This is a genomic window from Bradyrhizobium frederickii (assembly GCF_004570865.1).
Classification (GTDB): domain Bacteria; phylum Pseudomonadota; class Alphaproteobacteria; order Rhizobiales; family Xanthobacteraceae; genus Bradyrhizobium; species Bradyrhizobium frederickii.
In genome coordinates, this window is the sequence record NZ_SPQS01000002.1 from 314,811 (window position 1) to 333,072 (window position 18,262).

An 18,262-nucleotide genomic window follows, 5' to 3' on the forward strand; every position below is an offset into this window, starting at 1 on the left:
GTCAACCATCGCGACCGCGAGGGCGCGACACAGACCACCGTGCTGGGCCCGTTCTCTACCTGAGCCCAAGTCAACTTAAGTATGGCCACTTCATACCTGCGTGCGATGGCGCCCACCAAGTGCTTGGTGCTACCGATACATCCAGAGTGAAAAGCAACGGAACCGGCCCTGCGAGCCGGCATTTGCGGGACAAGGCCGGCGGCGTAGTGCCCGCCGGCCCTTCTTCCGATCCAGCGGCACTTTGCCGCTCAACCAATGCTACCGCCCTGGTTGGTGCAGAAAGTACGCCATGAGAAACATCGCCGATCTTCTGATGCGGTTCTGGCAGCCGGCCCCCACGTCCCAGACTCAGGTTGCGACTGCGGTTCAAAACCGAGATCGATCCAGCATGGCAGAATTTGTTCGTATCCTGCAGACCTACGATCAAGCCCAGTCGGGCAGGAATTAGGGGCGACCGCGTCGGCCCGTGATAACCGCCGTTCAGGGTCATTCGGGTCGACGTGACCGCATCGCTCGACCGGGCCCGTCAGGGGAGAAATCTTGAAGGCTCGGATCTAGTCTGAGCAACGCACAATGCGTTGCACTATCATCGATCGCGATTGGGAACCCATTCCTCCGCGTTAACGTCCCAATGATGTGTGTCGTCGAAGTGCTTCCAGGGTGGCCGCCTTCGCTTGGTTTCATCGTCCTGTCGGCTTGCATTCGACGCGCGGAGTCTGACGACCAGCGCTCCAGCCATCATCACCCATTCACGAGCGCTATATCGGGAGTTCCATTTGATTGCCGCGAACATTGGATGCCTCCTTCAAATAAGAAGCTTTCGCTACATTAGCCCGGCCAAGAACACAGGAATGTAAACCACTTCACAGTCAGTCGGCATCTTCGACATGGCCGCGGGCGATCTCACTGCGCGATGGCCGCACTATGTTCGCACGATATTGCGGCGTCCGGCTCAGGTCACGCTGCCGCGCGATCAAAACACACGCGACGAAACGTAGCATTGTACTTGTACGCGAAGACGCGTCCTTCTGACAGAGTGCATGTCAGCGCGGGTGGGCTGTGCGCTCGATAGAGGTCAGCGCATGCTTGAGCTTTGGAACAGCTGGTACGACACCCTGGTCTCGGTGGAGGCGCTTGCAACGGTCATCGTCATTGTCCTAGTGGCTGCGGGCGCCATTACGCTGGCGGAGAGTCGGCGGCGATAAACGCGTCCGACAAAAGATTGATCTAGGAGACCCTGACCCTTCCGCCCTTAGGTCGTCCTATCGCGCGTGCAGCAGCGCCAGCAGCACGACCACCGCGCAGGCGAGGGCTGCCGAGGTCAGCTTCCAGAACATCAGCGGGCTGCGCTCGAGGAGCGGCGTGATCCGCGTGTCGAGATAGGCCGGATTGGGCGTGCGCAGCTCGAACACGAATTCGGAAAGATCCTCGTGCCGCTTGTAGGGATCGGGATGCAGGGCGCGCCGGAGCGCGCCGTCGACCCAGGCCGGCACGTTGCGGTCATCGTCGGCCGGGCGGTATTTGAGCCGCCGCACGTCCGCCTTGCGGCGGATCCTGGCGATCTGGGCGCCGTAGGGCAGCTTTCCCGTCAGCATCTGGTAGCAGATCACGGCCAGCGAAAACATGTCGGAGCGCGGCGAGCCGCCCTGTCCGAGAAAGTACTCCGGCGCCGTGTACTGCATCGTTCCCAGGATTTCGCCGGCCTCGTCCGGCGGCGCGGCCTCGGCGACGCCGGCGACCCTGACCGATCCGAAGTCGATGATCTTTGCGGTGCCGGTCTTGTCAATCAGGATGTTGTCGGGCCTGAGGTCCTGGTGCAGCATCTCCATGCGGTGAAAGGCGCGCAGGCCCGCGGCGATCTGCTCAATGATGCCGCGCACGGTTTCGAGATCGGGGCGCGGATTGTCGGTCATCCACTGCTTCAATGTCTGCCCCTCGACGAATTCCGTCGCGACGTAGAGATAGCTGCGGCGGCGCGATTGCGATAGCGGCTTCAGCACGTGCGGGCTGTCGATCCGGCGCGCGATCCATTCCTCCATCAGGAAGCGCTTGAGATAGGCGGCGTTGTCGCGCAGATCGACCGAGGGCAGCTTGAGCGCGACCGGCTGCTCGGTCTCGTTATCGACCGCAAGGTAGATATGGCTGCGGCTGCTGCCGTGGATCTCGCGGACGATCCGGTAGCCGTCGAAGATCGCCCGCGGCTCCGGCAGCGCGGGAAGCGGCAATTCCGCGGTCTGATTGAAGATGCCGGCCGGCTCGCGCTGCGGCACCGCATCGATGCGAATGATCTGGACGGTGATGTTGTCGTCGCTGCCGCGCCGGTAGGCTTCCTCGACGATCGCCCTGGCCGCTCCGTCGAGCTCGGCGGCATGCTCGCTCAGCGCGCTCGTGACGAAACGCGCGTCGACGAATTCGTAGGCGCCGTCGGTTGCCAGCAGGAAGGTGTCGCCGGCTTCGACCTCGAACGCCTGGTAGTCGATCTCGAGCTGCGGATTGATGCCGAGCGCGCGGCCGAGATAGGTCTGCTCGGACGAGACAATGATGCGGTGATCGTCGGTCAGCTGCTCCAGCGCCTTGCCGGCGACGCGGTAGATGCGGCAATCGCCGACATGAAAGATGTGCGCAGTGGTCGCCTTGATGACCATGGCGCTGAGCGTGCAGACATAGCCCTTGTCGCGGTCATAGGCGTATTGACTCTTGCGCGTCTGCGCGTGCAGCCAGGAATTGGTGGCATTCAGCACGCGGCGGGCGGACGTCTTCACCGTCCAGGATTCCGACGTGCAGTAATAGTCCATCAGGAAGCTCTTGACCGCCGACTCGCTGGCGATCTGGCTCACGCTGCTGCTCGAGATGCCGTCGGCGAGGACCGCAGCAATTCCCTTCAGGCTGAGCAGCGGCTCCTGCGGAATCAGGACGCCATGAAAATCCTGGTTGACGGGCTTGCGACCCTTGTCGGAGTGCTGGCCGACCGAAATCAGGAGTCCGCGGGTCATCGTCATCACCAGGAGAGGGGAGCCTCACCCTGCTCGGGCGAGGCTCCCCTGTCGAGACGGATTCGATCAGGCGGCGACGCGGGGCTTCGCTGCCTTAGCGGCCTGGCGCTTCGGCAGGGTCATGACGTGCGTGGCGTAGAGGGTCATGCCGGTGAAGGCGAGGCCGCCGACGAGGTTGCCGAGTACGGTCGGGATCTCGTTCCAGATCAGATAGTCCATGAACGAGAACTTCGCGCCGAGCAGCAGGCCGGACGGGAACAGGAACATGTTCACGACGGAATGCTCGAACACCATGTAGAAGAACACCAGGATCGGCATCCACATCGCGATGACCTTGCCCGGCACCGAGGTCGAGATCATGGCGCCGACGACGCCGGTCGAGACCATCCAGTTGCAGAGCATGCCGCGCAAGAACAGCGTCGCCATGCCCGCCGCGCCGTGCGCCGCATAGCCGAGCGTCCGGCCCTCGCCGATGTTGCCGATGGCCGCGCCGACCTTGTCGGGCGCCTGCGTGAAGCCGAAGGTGGTGACGAAAGCCATCATGAAGGCCACGGTGAAGGCGCCGGCGAAGTTGCCGACGAAGACGAGACCCCAATTGCGCAGCACGCCGCCAAGCGTCACGCCCGGGCGCTTGTCGATCAGGGCGAGCGGCGAGAGCACGAACACGCCGGTCAGGAGGTCGAAGCCCAGGAGATAGAGCATGACGAAACCGACCGGAAACAGCAGCGCGCCGACCAGCGGCTGCCCGGTGTTGACGTTGATCGTGACGGCGAACCACGCCGCCAGTGCCAGGATGGCGCCGGCCATATAGGCCCGGATGATGGTATCCCGGGTGGACATGAAGATCTTGGACTCGCCGGCATCCACCATCTTGGTGACGAATTCCGAAGGCGCGAGATACGACATCAATGGTTCCTTTGCTTCGTAAGTGAGATCGACACGCCCTCTGCGAGAGCGCGGCTGAACGTTCTGGGTCGTGCGGGCGGCCGGCCGCGCACGAGGGCTATGGAAAGTTTGGAAGCCTTGGGAATCGCGTCACGAGGATTGAGCCGGCGAGGGCCGCGAAGCAGGTGAGCTTCCGGATGCAGCCGCCAGAGGCTGCAGCAATGCGGCAAGCCGCAGTCTTCGTTGACGCCAATGGAAATGCAAGTTGCGTGCCGTGGGGGCGCGTCAGAAAGACGTAGCGATATCAATGCGATGGGTCTTTGCTCAGATACCCCTCGACGCGATCCCGGGCCTCTTGAATGAGCTGCTGCACAAGCTTTGTGCGTCGCACAAGAATTGAGCAGTCCGCAAGTTTCGGAAGCGGGACGAACCTGCGACAGACTGGCGCGGCCTTATTAATCTACTGATTATTCAAGCTTTTTCGAAATGTCAGCCTTGGCATGAAGCTTGAATGGTTCCAAGCCGACGCCATTGAAGCCGTCCCGCGAGACTTCTCATCCGACTTGCCGACGCCACCAGACGGGGGTCTCCCCCGTCGCGCGTTCGCATGCGCCAAAGATGGCGCCGCCGGACGGACGGGCTGCTCGTGTGCACAGATGCCAATCAATTCTGCAACGACGCAAAGGACGACACTGCCTATGACCAAGCGCACTCGCCGGCCCGTGGAGACGGGCCTCAGCCGCCGTCAATTGTTGAAAGCCACCGGCTCCACCGCCGCACTTCTCGCCGCAGCAAAACTGAATTTCCCCGCCGGCGCCTTCGCGCAGGACGCGGGCCCCGAAGTTAAGGGGGCCAAGCTCGGCTTCATCGCGCTCTCCGATGCCGGCCCGCTCTTCGTCGCGAAGGACAAGGGTCTGTTCGCCAAATACGGCATGCCCGACACCGAGGTGCTGAAGCAGGCCTCCTGGGGCACCACGCGCGACAATCTCGTGCTGGGCTCCGAAGGCAACGGCATCGACGGCGCGCATATCCTCACGCCGATGCCGTACCTGATCTCGGCCGGCAAGGTGACGCAGAACAACCAGCCGACGCCGATGTATCTCCTGGCCCGGCTCAATCTCGACGCGCAATGCATCTCGGTCGCCAAGGAATATGCCGACCTCAAGATCGGCGTCGATGCCGCGCCGCTGAAGGCGGCGTTCGACAAGAAGAAGGCCGAGGGTAAATCGGTCAAGGTCGCGATGACCTTCCCCGGCGGCACGCATGACCTCTGGGTCCGCTATTGGCTCGCTGCCGGCGGCATCGATCCCGACAAGGACGTCGAGACCATCACCGTGCCGCCGCCCCAGATGGTGGCCAACATGAAGGTCGGCACCATGGACGCCTTTTGCGTCGGTGAGCCCTGGCCCGGGCAGCTGGTGCATCAGGGCATCGGCTACACTGCCGTTAACACCGGCGAGATCTGGAGCAAGCATCCGGAAAAATCGCTCGGCATGCGCGCGGCCTGGGTCGACAAGAACCCGAAAGCCGCGAAGGCGATCCTCATGGCCGTCATGGAAGCCCAGCAATGGGCCGACAAGATGGAGAACAAGGAAGAACTCGCCGCCATCATGGCCAAGCGCCAGTGGATCAACTGCCCGGTCGAGGACATCGCCGATCGTGCCAAGGGCAAGTTCGACTACGGCGTCCCCGGCAAGGTGATCGAGAACTCGCCGCACATCATGAAGTACTGGCGCGACCATGCCTCCTATCCGTTCAAGAGCCACGATCTCTGGTTCATGACCGAGGACATCCGCTGGGGCAAGTACGAGGCCGGCTTCGACAGCAAGGCGCTGATCGCCAAGGTCAATCGCGAGGACATGTGGCGCGATGCGGCCAAGGCGCTCGGTGTCGCGGCCTCCGACATTCCGGCTTCGACCTCGCGCGGCAAGGAGACCTTCTTCGACGGCAAGGTGTTCGATCCCGAAAATCCGGCGGCCTATCTGAAATCGCTCGCGATCAAGCGCGTCGAAGTCTGATGGAGAGCCCTGCGGCCGCCCCCAGGGGCGGCCGCATCGTCCTTGCCAAGCCGGAGAAAGATAGCGATGAACATGCCTGCCACGAAGATCGAGCTTGAGACCGCGACGCCTGCCGCAGCCGTTGCGCCGGTCGTCGCAATGACGCCGAAGCGGCCGCCGCGCGCCGAGACTTACGCGCGCATGGCAAGGGAGACCGCCGTGCGCGTGATCCCGCCGCTGGTCGTGATCGCGTTGCTGACGCTGGTCTGGGAACTGATCTGCCGCCGCGCCGGCTCGGCACTGCCGCCGCCGTCGAGAGTGTTCACGGACACAAAAGAGCTGATCCTCGATCCGTTCTTCGACCATGGCGGCATCGACAAGGGCCTGTTCTGGCATCTGTCCGCCAGCCTCCAGCGCGTCGCCTTCGGCTACTCGCTCTCCGCCATTGCCGGCATCGGGCTCGGCGTGCTGGTCGGACAGTCGGTCTGGGCGATGCGCGGGCTGGATCCGCTGTTCCAGGTGCTGCGCACGATTCCGCCGCTGGCCTGGCTGCCGCTGTCGCTCGCCGCGTTCCGCGACGGTCAGCCCTCGGCGATCTTCGTCATCTTCATCACTTCGATCTGGCCGATCATCATCAACACTGCGGTCGGCATCCGCAACATCCCGCAGGATTATCGCAACGTCGCCGCGGTGGTGCAGCTTAATCCGCTCGAGTTCTTCTCCAAGATCATGATCCCGGCGGCCGCGCCCTACATCTTCACCGGCCTGCGCATCGGCATCGGCCTGTCCTGGCTCGCGATCGTGGCGGCGGAAATGCTGATCGGCGGCGTCGGCATCGGCTTCTTCATCTGGGACGCCTGGAACTCGTCGCATATCAGCGAGATCATCCTGGCGCTGTTCTATGTCGGCATCGTCGGCTTCGTGCTGGATCGCCTGATCGCGGGTCTCGGCAAGGTCGTCACCCGCGGCACCGCGCAGAACTGAGAGGAGAGAGGCCCATGACCGCATATCTGAAGCTCGACCACATCGACAAGATCTTTACCCGCGGTGCCGCCACGACCGAGGTGCTGAAGGATATCAACCTCACCATCGAGAAGGGCGAATACGTCTCGATCATCGGCCATTCCGGCTGCGGCAAGTCGACCTTGCTCAACATCATCGCAGGTCTGACCGGCGCCACCACGGGCGGCGTGCTGCTGGAGAACCGCGAGGTCAACTCGCCGGGGCCCGACCGCGCTGTGGTGTTCCAGAACCACAGCCTGTTGCCGTGGCTCACCGTCTACGAGAACGTCAGGCTCGGCGTCGACAAGGTCTTCGCCAGGACCAAGTCCCGCGCCGAGCGCGACGCCTGGGTGATGCACAATCTCAACCTGGTGCAGATGGCCCACGCCAGAGACAAGCGCCCGTCCGAGATCTCAGGCGGCATGAAACAGCGCGTCGGTATCGCCCGGGCGCTGGCGATGGAGCCGAAGGTTTTGCTGCTGGATGAGCCGTTCGGCGCGCTCGACGCGCTGACCCGCGCGCACTTGCAGGACTCGGTGATGGCGCTGCATCAGAAGCTCGGCAACACCATCCTGATGATCACCCACGACGTCGACGAGGCCGTGCTTTTGTCCGACCGCATCGTGATGATGACGAACGGGCCGAGCGCGCGCATCGGCGAGGTGCTGGAGGTGCCGCTGTCGCGGCCGCGCAAGCGGCTCGAGCTTGCCACCAACGCCACCTATTTGAAGTGTCGCCAGCGCGTGCTCGAATTCCTCTACGAGCGACATCGCTTCGTCGAGGCCGCTTAAATCAGAAGTTAACGCGAGCGATGCGCGCGCCCAATTAATCGACATCAAGCTCAATCCTTGTGCGTCGCACAAGGATTGAGCGAATCGCAAATTTAGCGTGCGAAAAAGCCCTGCGAAAGATTCGGGCAACACGAATAACGTTCTGAAATCCCTGTGTTTCCAGCGTGCGCGCAACTGGCACGGAAATTGAAACGTCTTTGCGCGACGCCAACGACGACGTCCCTCAACATCATCAATAAGCATCGTGAACTCGCCACCGGGGGTGAAGCCTCGGAGCGCGCCTCCGTGGCCGGAGGCTGAGCCTGCAACGACGCAGCGGTGAGCCTGGAAGGGATATGCAATGACGAAGAGTCCCACTTGGATTTTTGACTGGCGCCCCGAAGACGAGGCGTTCTGGAACGCGACTGGCAAGACCATCGCGCGACGCAACCTGATCTGGTCGATCGTGGCCGAGCATATCGGCTTCTCGGTCTGGCTGATCTGGAGCATCGTCACCACCAAGCTGCCGCAGGCCGGCTTCCACTACACCACCGACCAGCTGTTCCAGCTGGTCGCGGTGCCGGGCCTGATCGGCGCATTGATGCGCTTTCCCTATACATTCGCAGTGACGACGTTCGGCGGCCGCAACTGGACCATCTTCAGTGCGGCGATCCTGTTCATTCCGACCTTGTCGCTGGCCTATTTCGTGAGCCAGCCCGACACGCCGTTCTGGCTGATGCTGCTGATCGCCTCGACCGCGGGTCTTGGCGGCGGCAATTTCGCCTCCAGCATGACCAATATCTCCTTCTTCTTCCCCGATAGGATGAAGGGGTGGGCGCTCGGCCTGAATGCGGCCGGCGGCAATATCGGCGTCTCGAGCGTGCAGCTCCTGACCCCGATCCTGATGACGCTGGCGGTCTTCAACCTGTATCAGGCAACGCCCGTCGATGGCATCTTCCTCCAGAATGCCGGCCTGATGTGGGTGCTGCCGATCGCGATCGCGGTGCTCGGCGCGGTGTTCTTCATGAACAACCTCACCACCGCGAAATCGTCGGTGAAGAACCAGCTCGCGATCGTCAAGCGCAAGCACACTTGGATCATGGCGTACCTCTATATCGGCACGTTCGGCTCCTTCATCGGCTATTCCGCGGCGTTTCCGCTGCTGATCAAGACGCAATTCCCGTCGATCTCGATCTCGATCGCGTTCCTCGGGCCGCTGGTCGGCTCGCTGTCGCGTCCCTTCGGCGGCTGGCTCGCCGACAAGGTCGGGGGCTCCATCATCACCTTCTGGAACTTCATCCTGATGACAGCGGCCACCGTCGGCGTGCTCTACTTCGTCGGACAGAAGGACTTCATCGGCTTCCTGTCGATGTTCCTGATCCTGTTCGTGACGACGGGCATCGGCAACGGCTCGACCTACCGCATGATCCCTTCGATCTTCCGCGAGCAGAACCTGTTCAAGGTGCGCGGCAAGGGCGAAGCGGAGCGCGCGGCCGCCTTGAAGACCGCGAGCATCGAAAGCGGCGCGGCGGTCGGTTTCATCGGCGCGGTCGGTGCGGTCGGCGGCTATCTGATCCCCAGCGGCTTCGGCAAGTCGATCGCCTTGACCGGCGGCCCGCAGCTCGCGCTTGCGATCTATCTGGCGTTCTACGCCTCCTGCCTCGCTCTGACCTGGTGGTTCTACCTGCGTCGCAGCCCGCAGGGTGAAGGCGCGCCAAGCCTCGCCGAGGCTCGCGTGTAGCACTTGGTACAAATCTCGCTTCTCCCCGTACGCGGGGAGAAGTCCCTCTGATGACGTTTGATCCATGAACTTTTTCCGCAACGGCGCGGACGAAGGCAGACCGAAACAGACAGGAGAACATCATGACGCCAGAACAGATCGCCCTCATTCAGCAGAGCTTCGCCAAGGTCGCGCCGATATCGGAGCAGGCCGCGGTGCTATTCTACGATCGTCTGTTCGAGGTGGCGCCGTCCGTGCGCGCGATGTTTCCCGAGGACATGACCGAGCAGCGCAAGAAGCTGATGGGCATGCTCGCCGCCGTCGTCGGCGGGCTGTCGAATCTGGACTCGATTCTTCCCGCGGCCTCCGCGCTCGCCAAGCGCCACGTCGCCTACGGTGCGGTGGCTGAGCACTATCCGGTGGTCGGCGCGACCCTGCTGTGGACGCTGGAGAAGGGTCTTGGCGAAGCCTGGACGCCCGAACTGGCAAAGGCCTGGACCGACGCCTACGGCGTGCTGTCCGGCTACATGATGTCCGAGGCCTACGGCGCACAGCCGCAGGCCGCCGAATAGGAGATGTCTCGTGAGTGAACCGCTGGTCATCGTCGGTAACGGTATGGCGGCCGCGCGTCTGGTCGACGAGCTCGCCAAGACCTCGCTCGGCCGCTACGCGGTCGCCGTTATCGGCGAGGAGCCGCGGCTCGCTTACAACCGCGTGCTGCTCTCATCGGTGCTGGCCGGCGAGACCGGTTCGCACGAGATCGAGCTCCGGCCGGCGGACTGGTGGCGCCATCGCGGCGTCACCGTGCGCTACGGCTATCGCGTCACCGAAATCGATGTCGGTCGCCGCGAGCTGAAGATCGAAGGCGAGGAGAGCATGGAATATTCCAAGCTCGTGCTCGCCACCGGCTCGACGCCGCTGCGGCTCAACCTGCCAGGTGCCGATCTCGCCGGCGTGCACACCTTTCGCGATACGCGCGACGTCGACCTTTTGCTGACGCTGGCCGCGGCCAGGAAGCGCGTCGTCGTGGTCGGCGGCGGCCTGCTCGGACTCGAAGCAGCCTACGGCCTCGCCAAGGCGGGCGCGCCGGTGACGCTGCTGCATCTGATGGACCGGCTGATGGAGCGCCAGCTCGATGGGCCGGCCGCCGATCTGCTCAAGACGCTGGTCGAGCGCAAGGGCATCCGCATCCTGCTCAACGCCTCGACCGCCCGCATCCATGGCGATGGACATGTCGAGGCCGTCGAGCTTGCCGATGGCAGCCGTATCGAGGCCGACGCCGTGATCTTCGCCGCCGGCATCAAGCCGAACGTCGCGCTGGCAAAAGAGGCGGGGATCGCCGTCAACCGCGGCGTCGTCGTCAACGACGTGATGCAGACCTCCTCCTCCGACATTTTCGCGCTCGGCGAGTGTGCCGAGCATCGCGGCACCTGCTACGGCCTGGTCGAGCCCGCCTATGAGCAGGCGCGGGTGCTGGCGCGGCACCTGGCCGGCCGGCCCGCCGCCTATCAGGGCAGCGTGGTCTCGACCAACCTCAAGGTCTCCGGCGTCAGCGTGTTCTCCGCCGGCGACTTCATGGGCGGGGAGGGCAGCGAGAGCCTGGTGCTGACCGACCGCAGGCGCGGCACCTACAAGAAGCTTGTGATCGCGGACGGCCGGCTCACCGGTGCGGTGCTGATCGGCGATAACGTCGATGCGCTGTGGTATCTCGAGCTGATCCGCAATGGCGACAAGGTGGCGGCGATCCGCACCGACATGATGTTCGGCCGCGCGCTCGCGCGTCCCTCCAAGGCGGCGTGACCGGCCAGCTTGACAAGGCAGTTCGACATGACGGCAATCGATCCCTCGCTCCGCGCCACCAAGACGACCTGTCCCTATTGCGGCGTCGGTTGCGGCGTGCTGGCGACGCCCGACGGCAATGGTGGCGCGGCGATCGCGGGCGATCCTGATCATCCCGCCAATTTCGGCCGGCTCTGCTCCAAGGGCTCGGCGCTCGGCGAGACCGTCGGACTGGAAGACCGGCTACTCTATCCGATGATCCGCTGCAAGGGCGTGCTGGAACGCGTCGCCTGGAGCGATGCGCTCGATCACGTCGCCCATCGCATGCAGCACATCGTGGCCCGCGACGGCGCCGACGCGGTCGCGTTCTATCTCTCCGGCCAACTCCTCACCGAGGACTATTACGTCGCCAACAAGCTGATGAAGGGCTTTGTCGGCACGGCGAACGTCGACACCAATTCGCGGCTCTGCATGTCCTCCTCGGTCGCCGGCCATCGCCGCGCCTTCGGCGCCGACACCGTGCCCGGCTGCTACGAGGATCTCGACCAGGCCGATCTGCTCGTCTTCGTCGGCTCGAATGCGGCCTGGTGCCATCCGGTGCTGTTCCAGCGCATGCTGAAGAACCGTGGGGAGCGGGGCGCGCGGATGATCGTGATCGATCCGCGCCGCACCGACACCGCCGATGACGTCGACTTGTTTCTCGGCCTCAAGCCGGGCACCGATACGGCACTCTTCTCGGGGCTGTTCGTTGATCTCGTCGACAATGGCGCGTTGGACACGGACTACGTCGCGAACAATACGTCGGGATTCGAGGACGCGCTGGCGCGCGCGCGGAGCATCGCCGGCAGCGTCCGTGCGACGGCGCTTGCCACCGGCCTGTCCGAGCAGGACGTCGCCACCTTCTTCAAGATGTTCCGCGACACCGAGAAGGTCGTCACGCTCTATTCGCAAGGTGTCAACCAGTCGGCGCAGGGCACCGACAAGGTCAACGCGATCCTGAACTGCCATCTCGCGACGGGGCGCATCGGCAAGCCGGGCGCCTCGCCGTTCTCACTCACCGGTCAGCCCAATGCGATGGGCGGCCGCGAGGTCGGCGGCCTCGCCAATATGCTGGCCGCCCACATGGGCTTCACGCCGCCGGACATCGATCGTGTCAGGCGGTTCTGGAAGGCGCCGCGCATCGCCACCCATGAGGGCCTGAAGGCGGTACAATTGTTCGAGGCCATCAATCGCGGTGAGGTCAAGGCGCTCTGGGTGATGGGCACCAATCCCGCGGTGTCGCTGCCCGATGCGGATTTCGTGCGCGAGGCGTTGAAGAAGCTCGAGTTGTTCGTGGTCTCCGAGAACGTGCTGTCCAACGACACCGTCGAGGCGGGTCCGCACGTGCTGCTGCCGGCGCTGGCCTGGGGCGAGAAGTCGGGCACGGTGACCAATTCCGAACGCCGCATCTCGCGCCAGCGCTCGTTCCTGCCGGCGCCGGGCGAGGCGCGCCCCGATTGGTGGATCCTGAGCGAGACCGCAAAGCGTCTCGGCTTCGGCGACAGTTTCAACTTCAAATCCGCCGCCGAGATTTTCCGCGAGCATGCCGCGCTCTCGGCGTTCGAGAACGACGGCAGCCGCGATTTCGACATTGGCGCGCTGACTTCGCTGTCCGACGAAGCCTTCGACGCCTTGAAGCCGGTGCAATGGCCGGTGCGCGAAGGCGGCGTGCCCGGAGAGCGTTTCTTCGCGAGCGGCGGCTTCTTCACCAATGACGGCAAGGGCCGCTTCGTTGCCCCGGAGGTGCCGTCGCTGCGCAGCGAGACCGGTCCCTCGCGCCCCCTCAGGCTCAACACCGGGCGCATCCGCGATCAGTGGCACACCATGACGCGCACCGGCCTCAGCCAGCGGCTGGGCGCGCATTTGCCGGAGCCCTTCGTCGAGATTCATCCCGATGACGCCAGCAAGTATGGCATCGTCCACGATAGCTATGCCCGCGTCACCACCGATTACGGCAAGTGCATCCTGAAGGCCGTGGTGAGCGAACGGCAGCAGCGCGGCACCCTGTTCGTGCCGATCCACTGGAGCGCGATGAATGCCTCGCACGGCCGCGTCGGCGCGCTGGTGCAATCCTTCACCGATCCGTTCTCCGGACAGCCCGAGTCCAAGGCGACGCCGGCCGCGATCGCGCCGTATGAATTCGTCTTCCGCGGCTTTGCGCTGTCGCGACAGCAGCTCGACCTTCCGTCAAACCTGTTGTGGACCCGCGTCACCGTCGCCGGCGGCTTCGGCTATCTGTTCGCCGACAACGCGGATCTGTCGCGCTGGCCGGCCTGGCTCGATGGCGTTGCCGGCGAGGACGTGGCCGAATATCGCGATTTTGGCGGCGGTATCTATCGCGCCGCCTCGTTCGCCGGAGATCGCATCGAGGCCTGTCTGTTCGTCGGCCCCGCGCACGACGCCGGCGATTGGGAGGTGGTCAGAGCTGCCTTTGCGGCCGATCGCGTCACCGACGAGCAGCGCCGTATGCTGCTGTCGGGCAAGTCGACGGAGGGGGCGGCCTCGACCGGACCGATCGTCTGCGCCTGCTTCGGCGTCGGCCGCGGCACCATCTGCGACACCATCGCCGCCGGCGCGCGCACGGCGGCCGAGATCGGTGCCAAGCTCAAGGCCGGCACCAATTGCGGCTCCTGCATCCCCGAGCTGAAGCGGCTGATTGCGACGACGGACGTGCCGGTGAAAGAAGCCAAGCTCGCGGGCGCGGCGGGGTAGGCGAGATCGCTCTCGAGACGACGAGGCGGTCGCGTGCCCCGGACGCAGCGCAGCGTCTCGTCGACGATGCGCTGCAGAGCCAGGGCCCATTCAAACAGCGGAGTGCTTGGCTTTTCTGGGTCCCGGCTCTGCGCCGCAACGCTTGCGCGTTGCAGCGCGTCCGGGATACGAGAGCGGTATGCCTCCGTCCCAATCGACGCGCCCTCGATAGTGCCCTATGCTGCCGCGCGCTCTCTCAACAGTCGCAACAACAATGATGTACCTGGAAACGCCACCGCGGCCGATCGAAACCACGCTGTTCTCCGCCATGCCTGACAAGTTCCGCCGCAAGGGGGTGCGGAGCGATTGGGCCGATGCCAACCGGCCACATGTGCCGACCGACAGTTTCATCGAAGGGCCATCCTTCGACACGGACGGCAACCTCTACATCGTCGACATTCCCTTCGGCCGCATCTTTCGCATCGCGCCTGATGGCGAGTGGTCGCTGGTGATCGAATACGAGGGATGGCCGAACGGGCTGAAGATCGCCGCCGACGGCCGCATTCTGGTTGCCGACTACATGCACGGCATCATGGAGCTCGATGTCAAAGCCGGCCGCATGACACCGGTCCTGACCGCACGCAATTCGGAATCGTTTCGCGGCTGCAACGATCTGCATCTGGCCTCCAACGGCGATATCTTCTTCACCGATCAGGGCCAGACCGGCCTGCATGACCCGAGTGGCCGGGTCTATCGGCTGGCATCGAACGGCCGGCTCGATTGCCTGATCAACACCGGCATCAGTCCCAACGGCCTGGTGCTCGACCCAACCGAGACCGTGCTGTTCGTGGCAATGACGCGCGACAACGCGGTATGGCGGCTGCCGTTCATGAAGGACGGCAGCGTGTCCAAGGTCGGTCGCTTCTGCTCGCTGTTCGGCACCAGCGGTCCTGATGGCATGACGATGGATGCGAAGGGCCGCTTGTTCGTCGGCCACGCCTCGCTCGGCCATGTCTTCGTGTTCGCGGCAAACGGCGAGTTGATCGCGCGGATCAAGTCGTGCGCGGGGCCGAACTGCACCAACGTCGCGATCGGTGGCGCCAGGAAAGACAGGCTCTATATCACGGAGTCGTCGACCGGCAGCATTCTGGTCGCCGACATCGGCGGATTGAACCTCTGAGCTTGGTAGCGGTTGGCTGAGAAGGACGACAGCGGAGCGAGCATGACCACAAAACCCTTCGGCCAAACCGGCGCCAACGTCTCCGTCATCGGGCAGGGCACCTGGTATCTTGACCACGGCGACCGCAAGCGCGCGGTTGCCGCGCTTCAGCGCGGGCTCGATCTCGGCATGACGCATATCGATACCGCCGAGATGTATGGCGATGCGGAGCTCGTCATTGCCGATGCCATCGCGGGACGTCGCGATGAGGTGTTCCTGGTCTCCAAGGTGCTGCCGAGCAATGCCTCGCGCCGCGGAACCATCACTGCCTGCGAGCGCTCGCTGAAGCGGCTCAAGACCGACCGTCTCGACTGCTACCTCCTGCACTGGCGCGGTTCCTATCCGCTGCAGGACACAGTGGAGGCCTTCGAGGAGCTGGTGAAGGCAGGCAAGATCAAGTCCTGGGGTGTCTCCAATTTCGACGCCGACGATCTCGACGAGATTCTCGATGTCTCCGGGAAGGGCCGGATCGCCTGCAATCAGGTGCTTTATCATCTGAAGGAGCGCGCGATCGAGCATGCGGTGATCCCCTGGTGCGAGAAGCATGGCGTCGCGGTGGTCGCCTATTCCCCGTTCGGCCACGATGATTTTCCGGATGCGCGCAGCAAGGGCGGCGCCGTGTTGGCGCGCATCGCAGAGGCGCGACGCGCGACGCCGCGTCAGGTCGCGTTGAGCTTCCTCACCCGTGCGACTACGGTGTTCGCGATCCCGAAGGCGTCATCGGCGGAACATGCCGGCGAGAATGCGGCGGCCGGCGACCTCGTGCTGACGAAAGACGAGATTGGGGCGCTCGATGCGGCGTTTCCGCGCGGTCCGAAGCCGCGCAGCCTGCCCATGCTGTAATGCACAAACGCCTATTATTAACGGAGCATTGACGCGCGGGGCGGCCCGCGCATATCGGCATCCTGTTTTCGGAAGTTGTGAACACGGCGCAATTGGCGTTTTTTACAATCGTCCCTCGATTCGCATTTTGCCCGGGTTCCTGCCGTGACACCGCCGCCTGCCGCAGCCGCAAGGCTCGACAATATTCCCATGCCCGTGCCGGAGAAGAAGCAGAAGGCCCGCCGCGCGCCCGCGCGCGTCGACCATCCCTTCAAGGGCATCGCGCTGGTGCTGTTGTCGACGGTGTTTCTCGGCACTTCCGACGTCACCGCGAAATATCTCTCCACCAGCCTGCCGTCGATCGAGATTACCTGGATCCGCTTCGTCACCTTCGCCCTGATGTTCACGCCGGTGATGCTGCCAGGCTCGCCGCTCCATGCGATGCGCACCGAGCGGCTCGGCCTGCAGCTGATGCGCGGCGCCGCGCTGCTCGGCTCCTCGCTGTTCTTCATCACCGGCCTGAGCTTCCTTCCCATTGCGGAGGCTTCCGCCACCGGATTCGTCTCGCCGCTGTTCGTCACCGCGCTGTCGATCATCTTCCTGAGCGAGAAGGTCGGCATGCGGCGCTGGATCGCGACCGCGATCGGCCTGACGGGCGTCTTGATCATCCTGCGGCCGGGCACGAGCGCATTTCATGCCGCCGCGTTCTTTCCGATCATCTCGGCATTCTGCTGGGCTGCCGCGCTGATCCTGACGCGCATGATGAGCGGCCGCGAGGCCGTGCTCACCACCATGGCCTATTCCGCGCTGACCGGCGTTGCCATGCTTTCCCTGATGGTGCCGTTCGTCTGGGTCACGCCGAGCTGGACGGGAATCGGCCTCGGCATCTTGATCGGTGTTGCCTCGACCGTCGGCCAGTGGATCATCGTGCTGGCCTATCGCTACGGCGATGCCTCGGTGCTGGCGCCGTTCTCCTACACGCAACTGCTCTGGGTCAGCATTTTGGGCTTCTTCATCTTCGGCGAAGTCCCGGACGTCTGGACCGTCGTCGGTGCCGCCTTCATCGTCGCCAGCGGCCTCTACATCGCCCATCGCGAGCGCGTCCGGCGGGCCCAATTGCTGGTCTTGGAAGAGCGTTCCCCGAACCCCTGACGCAAGTCACTGCGTCCCGCTTCGTGCTATCAACGGCTCCAACAAAAAGGGGAGGAGCCGGATGCGCGCTGCGATTTTCAGGAACGGTGAGATTGTCGTTGGCGAGATGGCCGAGCCCAGGCCCGGCACCGGCCAGGTGCTGGTCAAGACGCTCGCCTGCGGGATCTGCGGCTCCGACCTGCACGCGCGCCAGCACGCCCATCGCATGGTGGAGATGGCGCAGAAGACCGGCCGCAGGCCGATGGACCTCTCCCGCGACGTCGTGTTCGGCCACGAGTTCTGCTGCGAGATTGTCGACTACGGCGCCGGCACCGAACGCAAACTCAAGCCCGGCACCCGCGTCTGCTCGCTGCCGGCGCTGGTCACGCCCGGGGGGATCGAAGGCATCGGCTATTCCAACGACAATATTGGCGGCTATGCCGAGGCGATGCTGCTCAGCGAAGCGCTGCTGCTCGAAGTGCCCAATGGTCTGGCGCCGGAACACGCCGCGCTGACCGAGCCGCTTGCCGTCGGCGTCCACGCCGTGGCGAAAGCCAATATCCGTGGCGGCGAGGTGCCGCTGGTGATCGGCTGCGGCCCGGTCGGGCTTGCGGTGATCGCCGCGCTGAAGCTCAGGGGACTGCATCCGATCGTCGCCGCCGATTATTCGCCGGCACGGCGTGCGCTCGCAGCCAGGCTTGGCGCCGATATCGTCGTCGATCCCAGGGCGTCGCAGCCCTATGCGACCTGGGCCGAGCACGCGCAGATGTCGGACGCGGAGAAAGCGGCACGGCCGCCGTTGCAAGCGATGCTGCCGGCGCTGAAGCCCGCGATCATTTTCGAATGTGTCGGCGTGCCCGGCCTGCTGCAGCAGGTGTTCGAGGGCGCGCCGCGTGACGCACGCATTGTTGTTGTCGGCGTCTGCATGGAGAGCGACAGAAACGAGCCGATGCTCGGCATTATGAAGGAGCTGAACGTCCAATACGTGCTCGGCTACACGCCGGAGGAGTTCGCCGCGTCACTGCGCCTGATCGCCGAAGGGCAGGTGGACGCCGCCGCCATGGTGACGGCCGAGGTCGGCCTCGACGGCGTCGCCAAGGCGTTCGCCGACCTCGCCAATCCCGAAGCGCACACCAAGATCATCGTGCAGCCGTGGCGGTGACTCCTGCTGCGTAGTTAGTGCCGTAGGGTGGGCAAAGGCGCAAAGCGCCGTG

General features: G+C 64.3%; 14 protein-coding genes. 12 read left to right on the top strand and 2 right to left on the bottom strand.

The window, feature by feature from the left end; genetic code table 11:
- Positions 1-1,082 precede the first annotated feature (1,082 nt).
- Positions 1,083-1,205, top strand: a complete 123-nt coding sequence (locus E4K64_RS41595) for a hypothetical protein (protein WP_283810149.1) — start codon at positions 1,083-1,085, stop codon at positions 1,203-1,205.
- 57 nt (positions 1,206-1,262) lie between these two features.
- Here E4K64_RS41595 and E4K64_RS04275 read toward each other — a convergent pair whose 3' ends face one another.
- Positions 1,263-2,999: a bifunctional protein-serine/threonine kinase/phosphatase gene (locus E4K64_RS04275; protein ID WP_167771797.1), complete on the bottom strand. Its 1,737-nt coding sequence runs from the start codon at positions 2,997-2,999 to the stop codon at positions 1,263-1,265.
- Between the two features lie 60 nt (positions 3,000-3,059).
- A complete protein-coding gene (locus tag E4K64_RS04280) occupies positions 3,060-3,899 on the bottom strand; it encodes a formate/nitrite transporter family protein (protein WP_135162319.1) in 840 nt (279 codons plus the stop codon).
- A 677-nt stretch (positions 3,900-4,576) separates the two neighbouring features.
- On the opposite strand from E4K64_RS04280, the gene E4K64_RS04290 reads away from it, so the two are divergent.
- From E4K64_RS04290 to E4K64_RS04340, 11 genes are all read left to right on the top strand, one after another.
- On the top strand, positions 4,577-5,896 hold the full coding sequence (locus E4K64_RS04290; RefSeq protein WP_135162320.1) for a CmpA/NrtA family ABC transporter substrate-binding protein: 1,320 nt from the start codon (positions 4,577-4,579) through the stop codon (positions 5,894-5,896).
- Between the two features lie 66 nt (positions 5,897-5,962).
- The gene (ntrB, locus tag E4K64_RS04295; RefSeq protein WP_135162321.1) at positions 5,963-6,859 is read left to right on the top strand and encodes a nitrate ABC transporter permease; all 897 of its coding nucleotides are present in this window, start codon (positions 5,963-5,965) and stop codon (positions 6,857-6,859) included.
- Positions 6,860-6,873: 14 nt separating this feature from the next.
- Positions 6,874-7,668 carry an ABC transporter ATP-binding protein gene (locus E4K64_RS04300; RefSeq protein ID WP_135162322.1) on the top strand — a complete coding sequence of 265 codons (795 nt, stop codon included), beginning with the start codon at positions 6,874-6,876 and terminating at the stop codon, positions 7,666-7,668.
- Positions 7,669-8,008: 340 nt separating this feature from the next.
- On the top strand, positions 8,009-9,388 hold the full coding sequence (locus E4K64_RS04305; RefSeq protein ID WP_135162323.1) for an MFS transporter: 1,380 nt from the start codon (positions 8,009-8,011) through the stop codon (positions 9,386-9,388).
- Positions 9,389-9,510: 122 nt separating this feature from the next.
- A complete protein-coding gene (locus E4K64_RS04310) occupies positions 9,511-9,939 on the top strand; it encodes a globin family protein (RefSeq protein WP_126256520.1) in 429 nt (142 codons plus the stop codon).
- Positions 9,940-9,949: 10 nt separating this feature from the next.
- Positions 9,950-11,167: an NAD(P)/FAD-dependent oxidoreductase gene (locus E4K64_RS04315; RefSeq protein WP_135162324.1), complete on the top strand. Its 1,218-nt coding sequence runs from the start codon at positions 9,950-9,952 to the stop codon at positions 11,165-11,167.
- A 27-nt stretch (positions 11,168-11,194) separates the two neighbouring features.
- Positions 11,195-13,897: a nitrate reductase gene (locus tag E4K64_RS04320; RefSeq protein WP_135162325.1), complete on the top strand. Its 2,703-nt coding sequence runs from the start codon at positions 11,195-11,197 to the stop codon at positions 13,895-13,897.
- A 256-nt stretch (positions 13,898-14,153) separates the two neighbouring features.
- Positions 14,154-15,056 (top strand): SMP-30/gluconolactonase/LRE family protein, encoded by a 903-nt coding sequence (locus tag E4K64_RS04325; RefSeq protein ID WP_135162545.1) that lies wholly within the window; start codon positions 14,154-14,156, stop codon positions 15,054-15,056.
- Between the two features lie 42 nt (positions 15,057-15,098).
- Positions 15,099-15,938: an aldo/keto reductase gene (locus E4K64_RS04330; protein ID WP_135162326.1), complete on the top strand. Its 840-nt coding sequence runs from the start codon at positions 15,099-15,101 to the stop codon at positions 15,936-15,938.
- 189 nt (positions 15,939-16,127) lie between these two features.
- The gene (locus tag E4K64_RS04335) at positions 16,128-17,069 is read left to right on the top strand and encodes a DMT family transporter (protein ID WP_164718494.1); all 942 of its coding nucleotides are present in this window, start codon (positions 16,128-16,130) and stop codon (positions 17,067-17,069) included.
- A gap of 61 nt (positions 17,070-17,130) precedes the next feature.
- The gene (locus tag E4K64_RS04340) at positions 17,131-18,210 is read left to right on the top strand and encodes a zinc-binding dehydrogenase (protein ID WP_135162327.1); all 1,080 of its coding nucleotides are present in this window, start codon (positions 17,131-17,133) and stop codon (positions 18,208-18,210) included.
- The last annotated feature ends 52 nt before the right edge of the window (positions 18,211-18,262 follow it).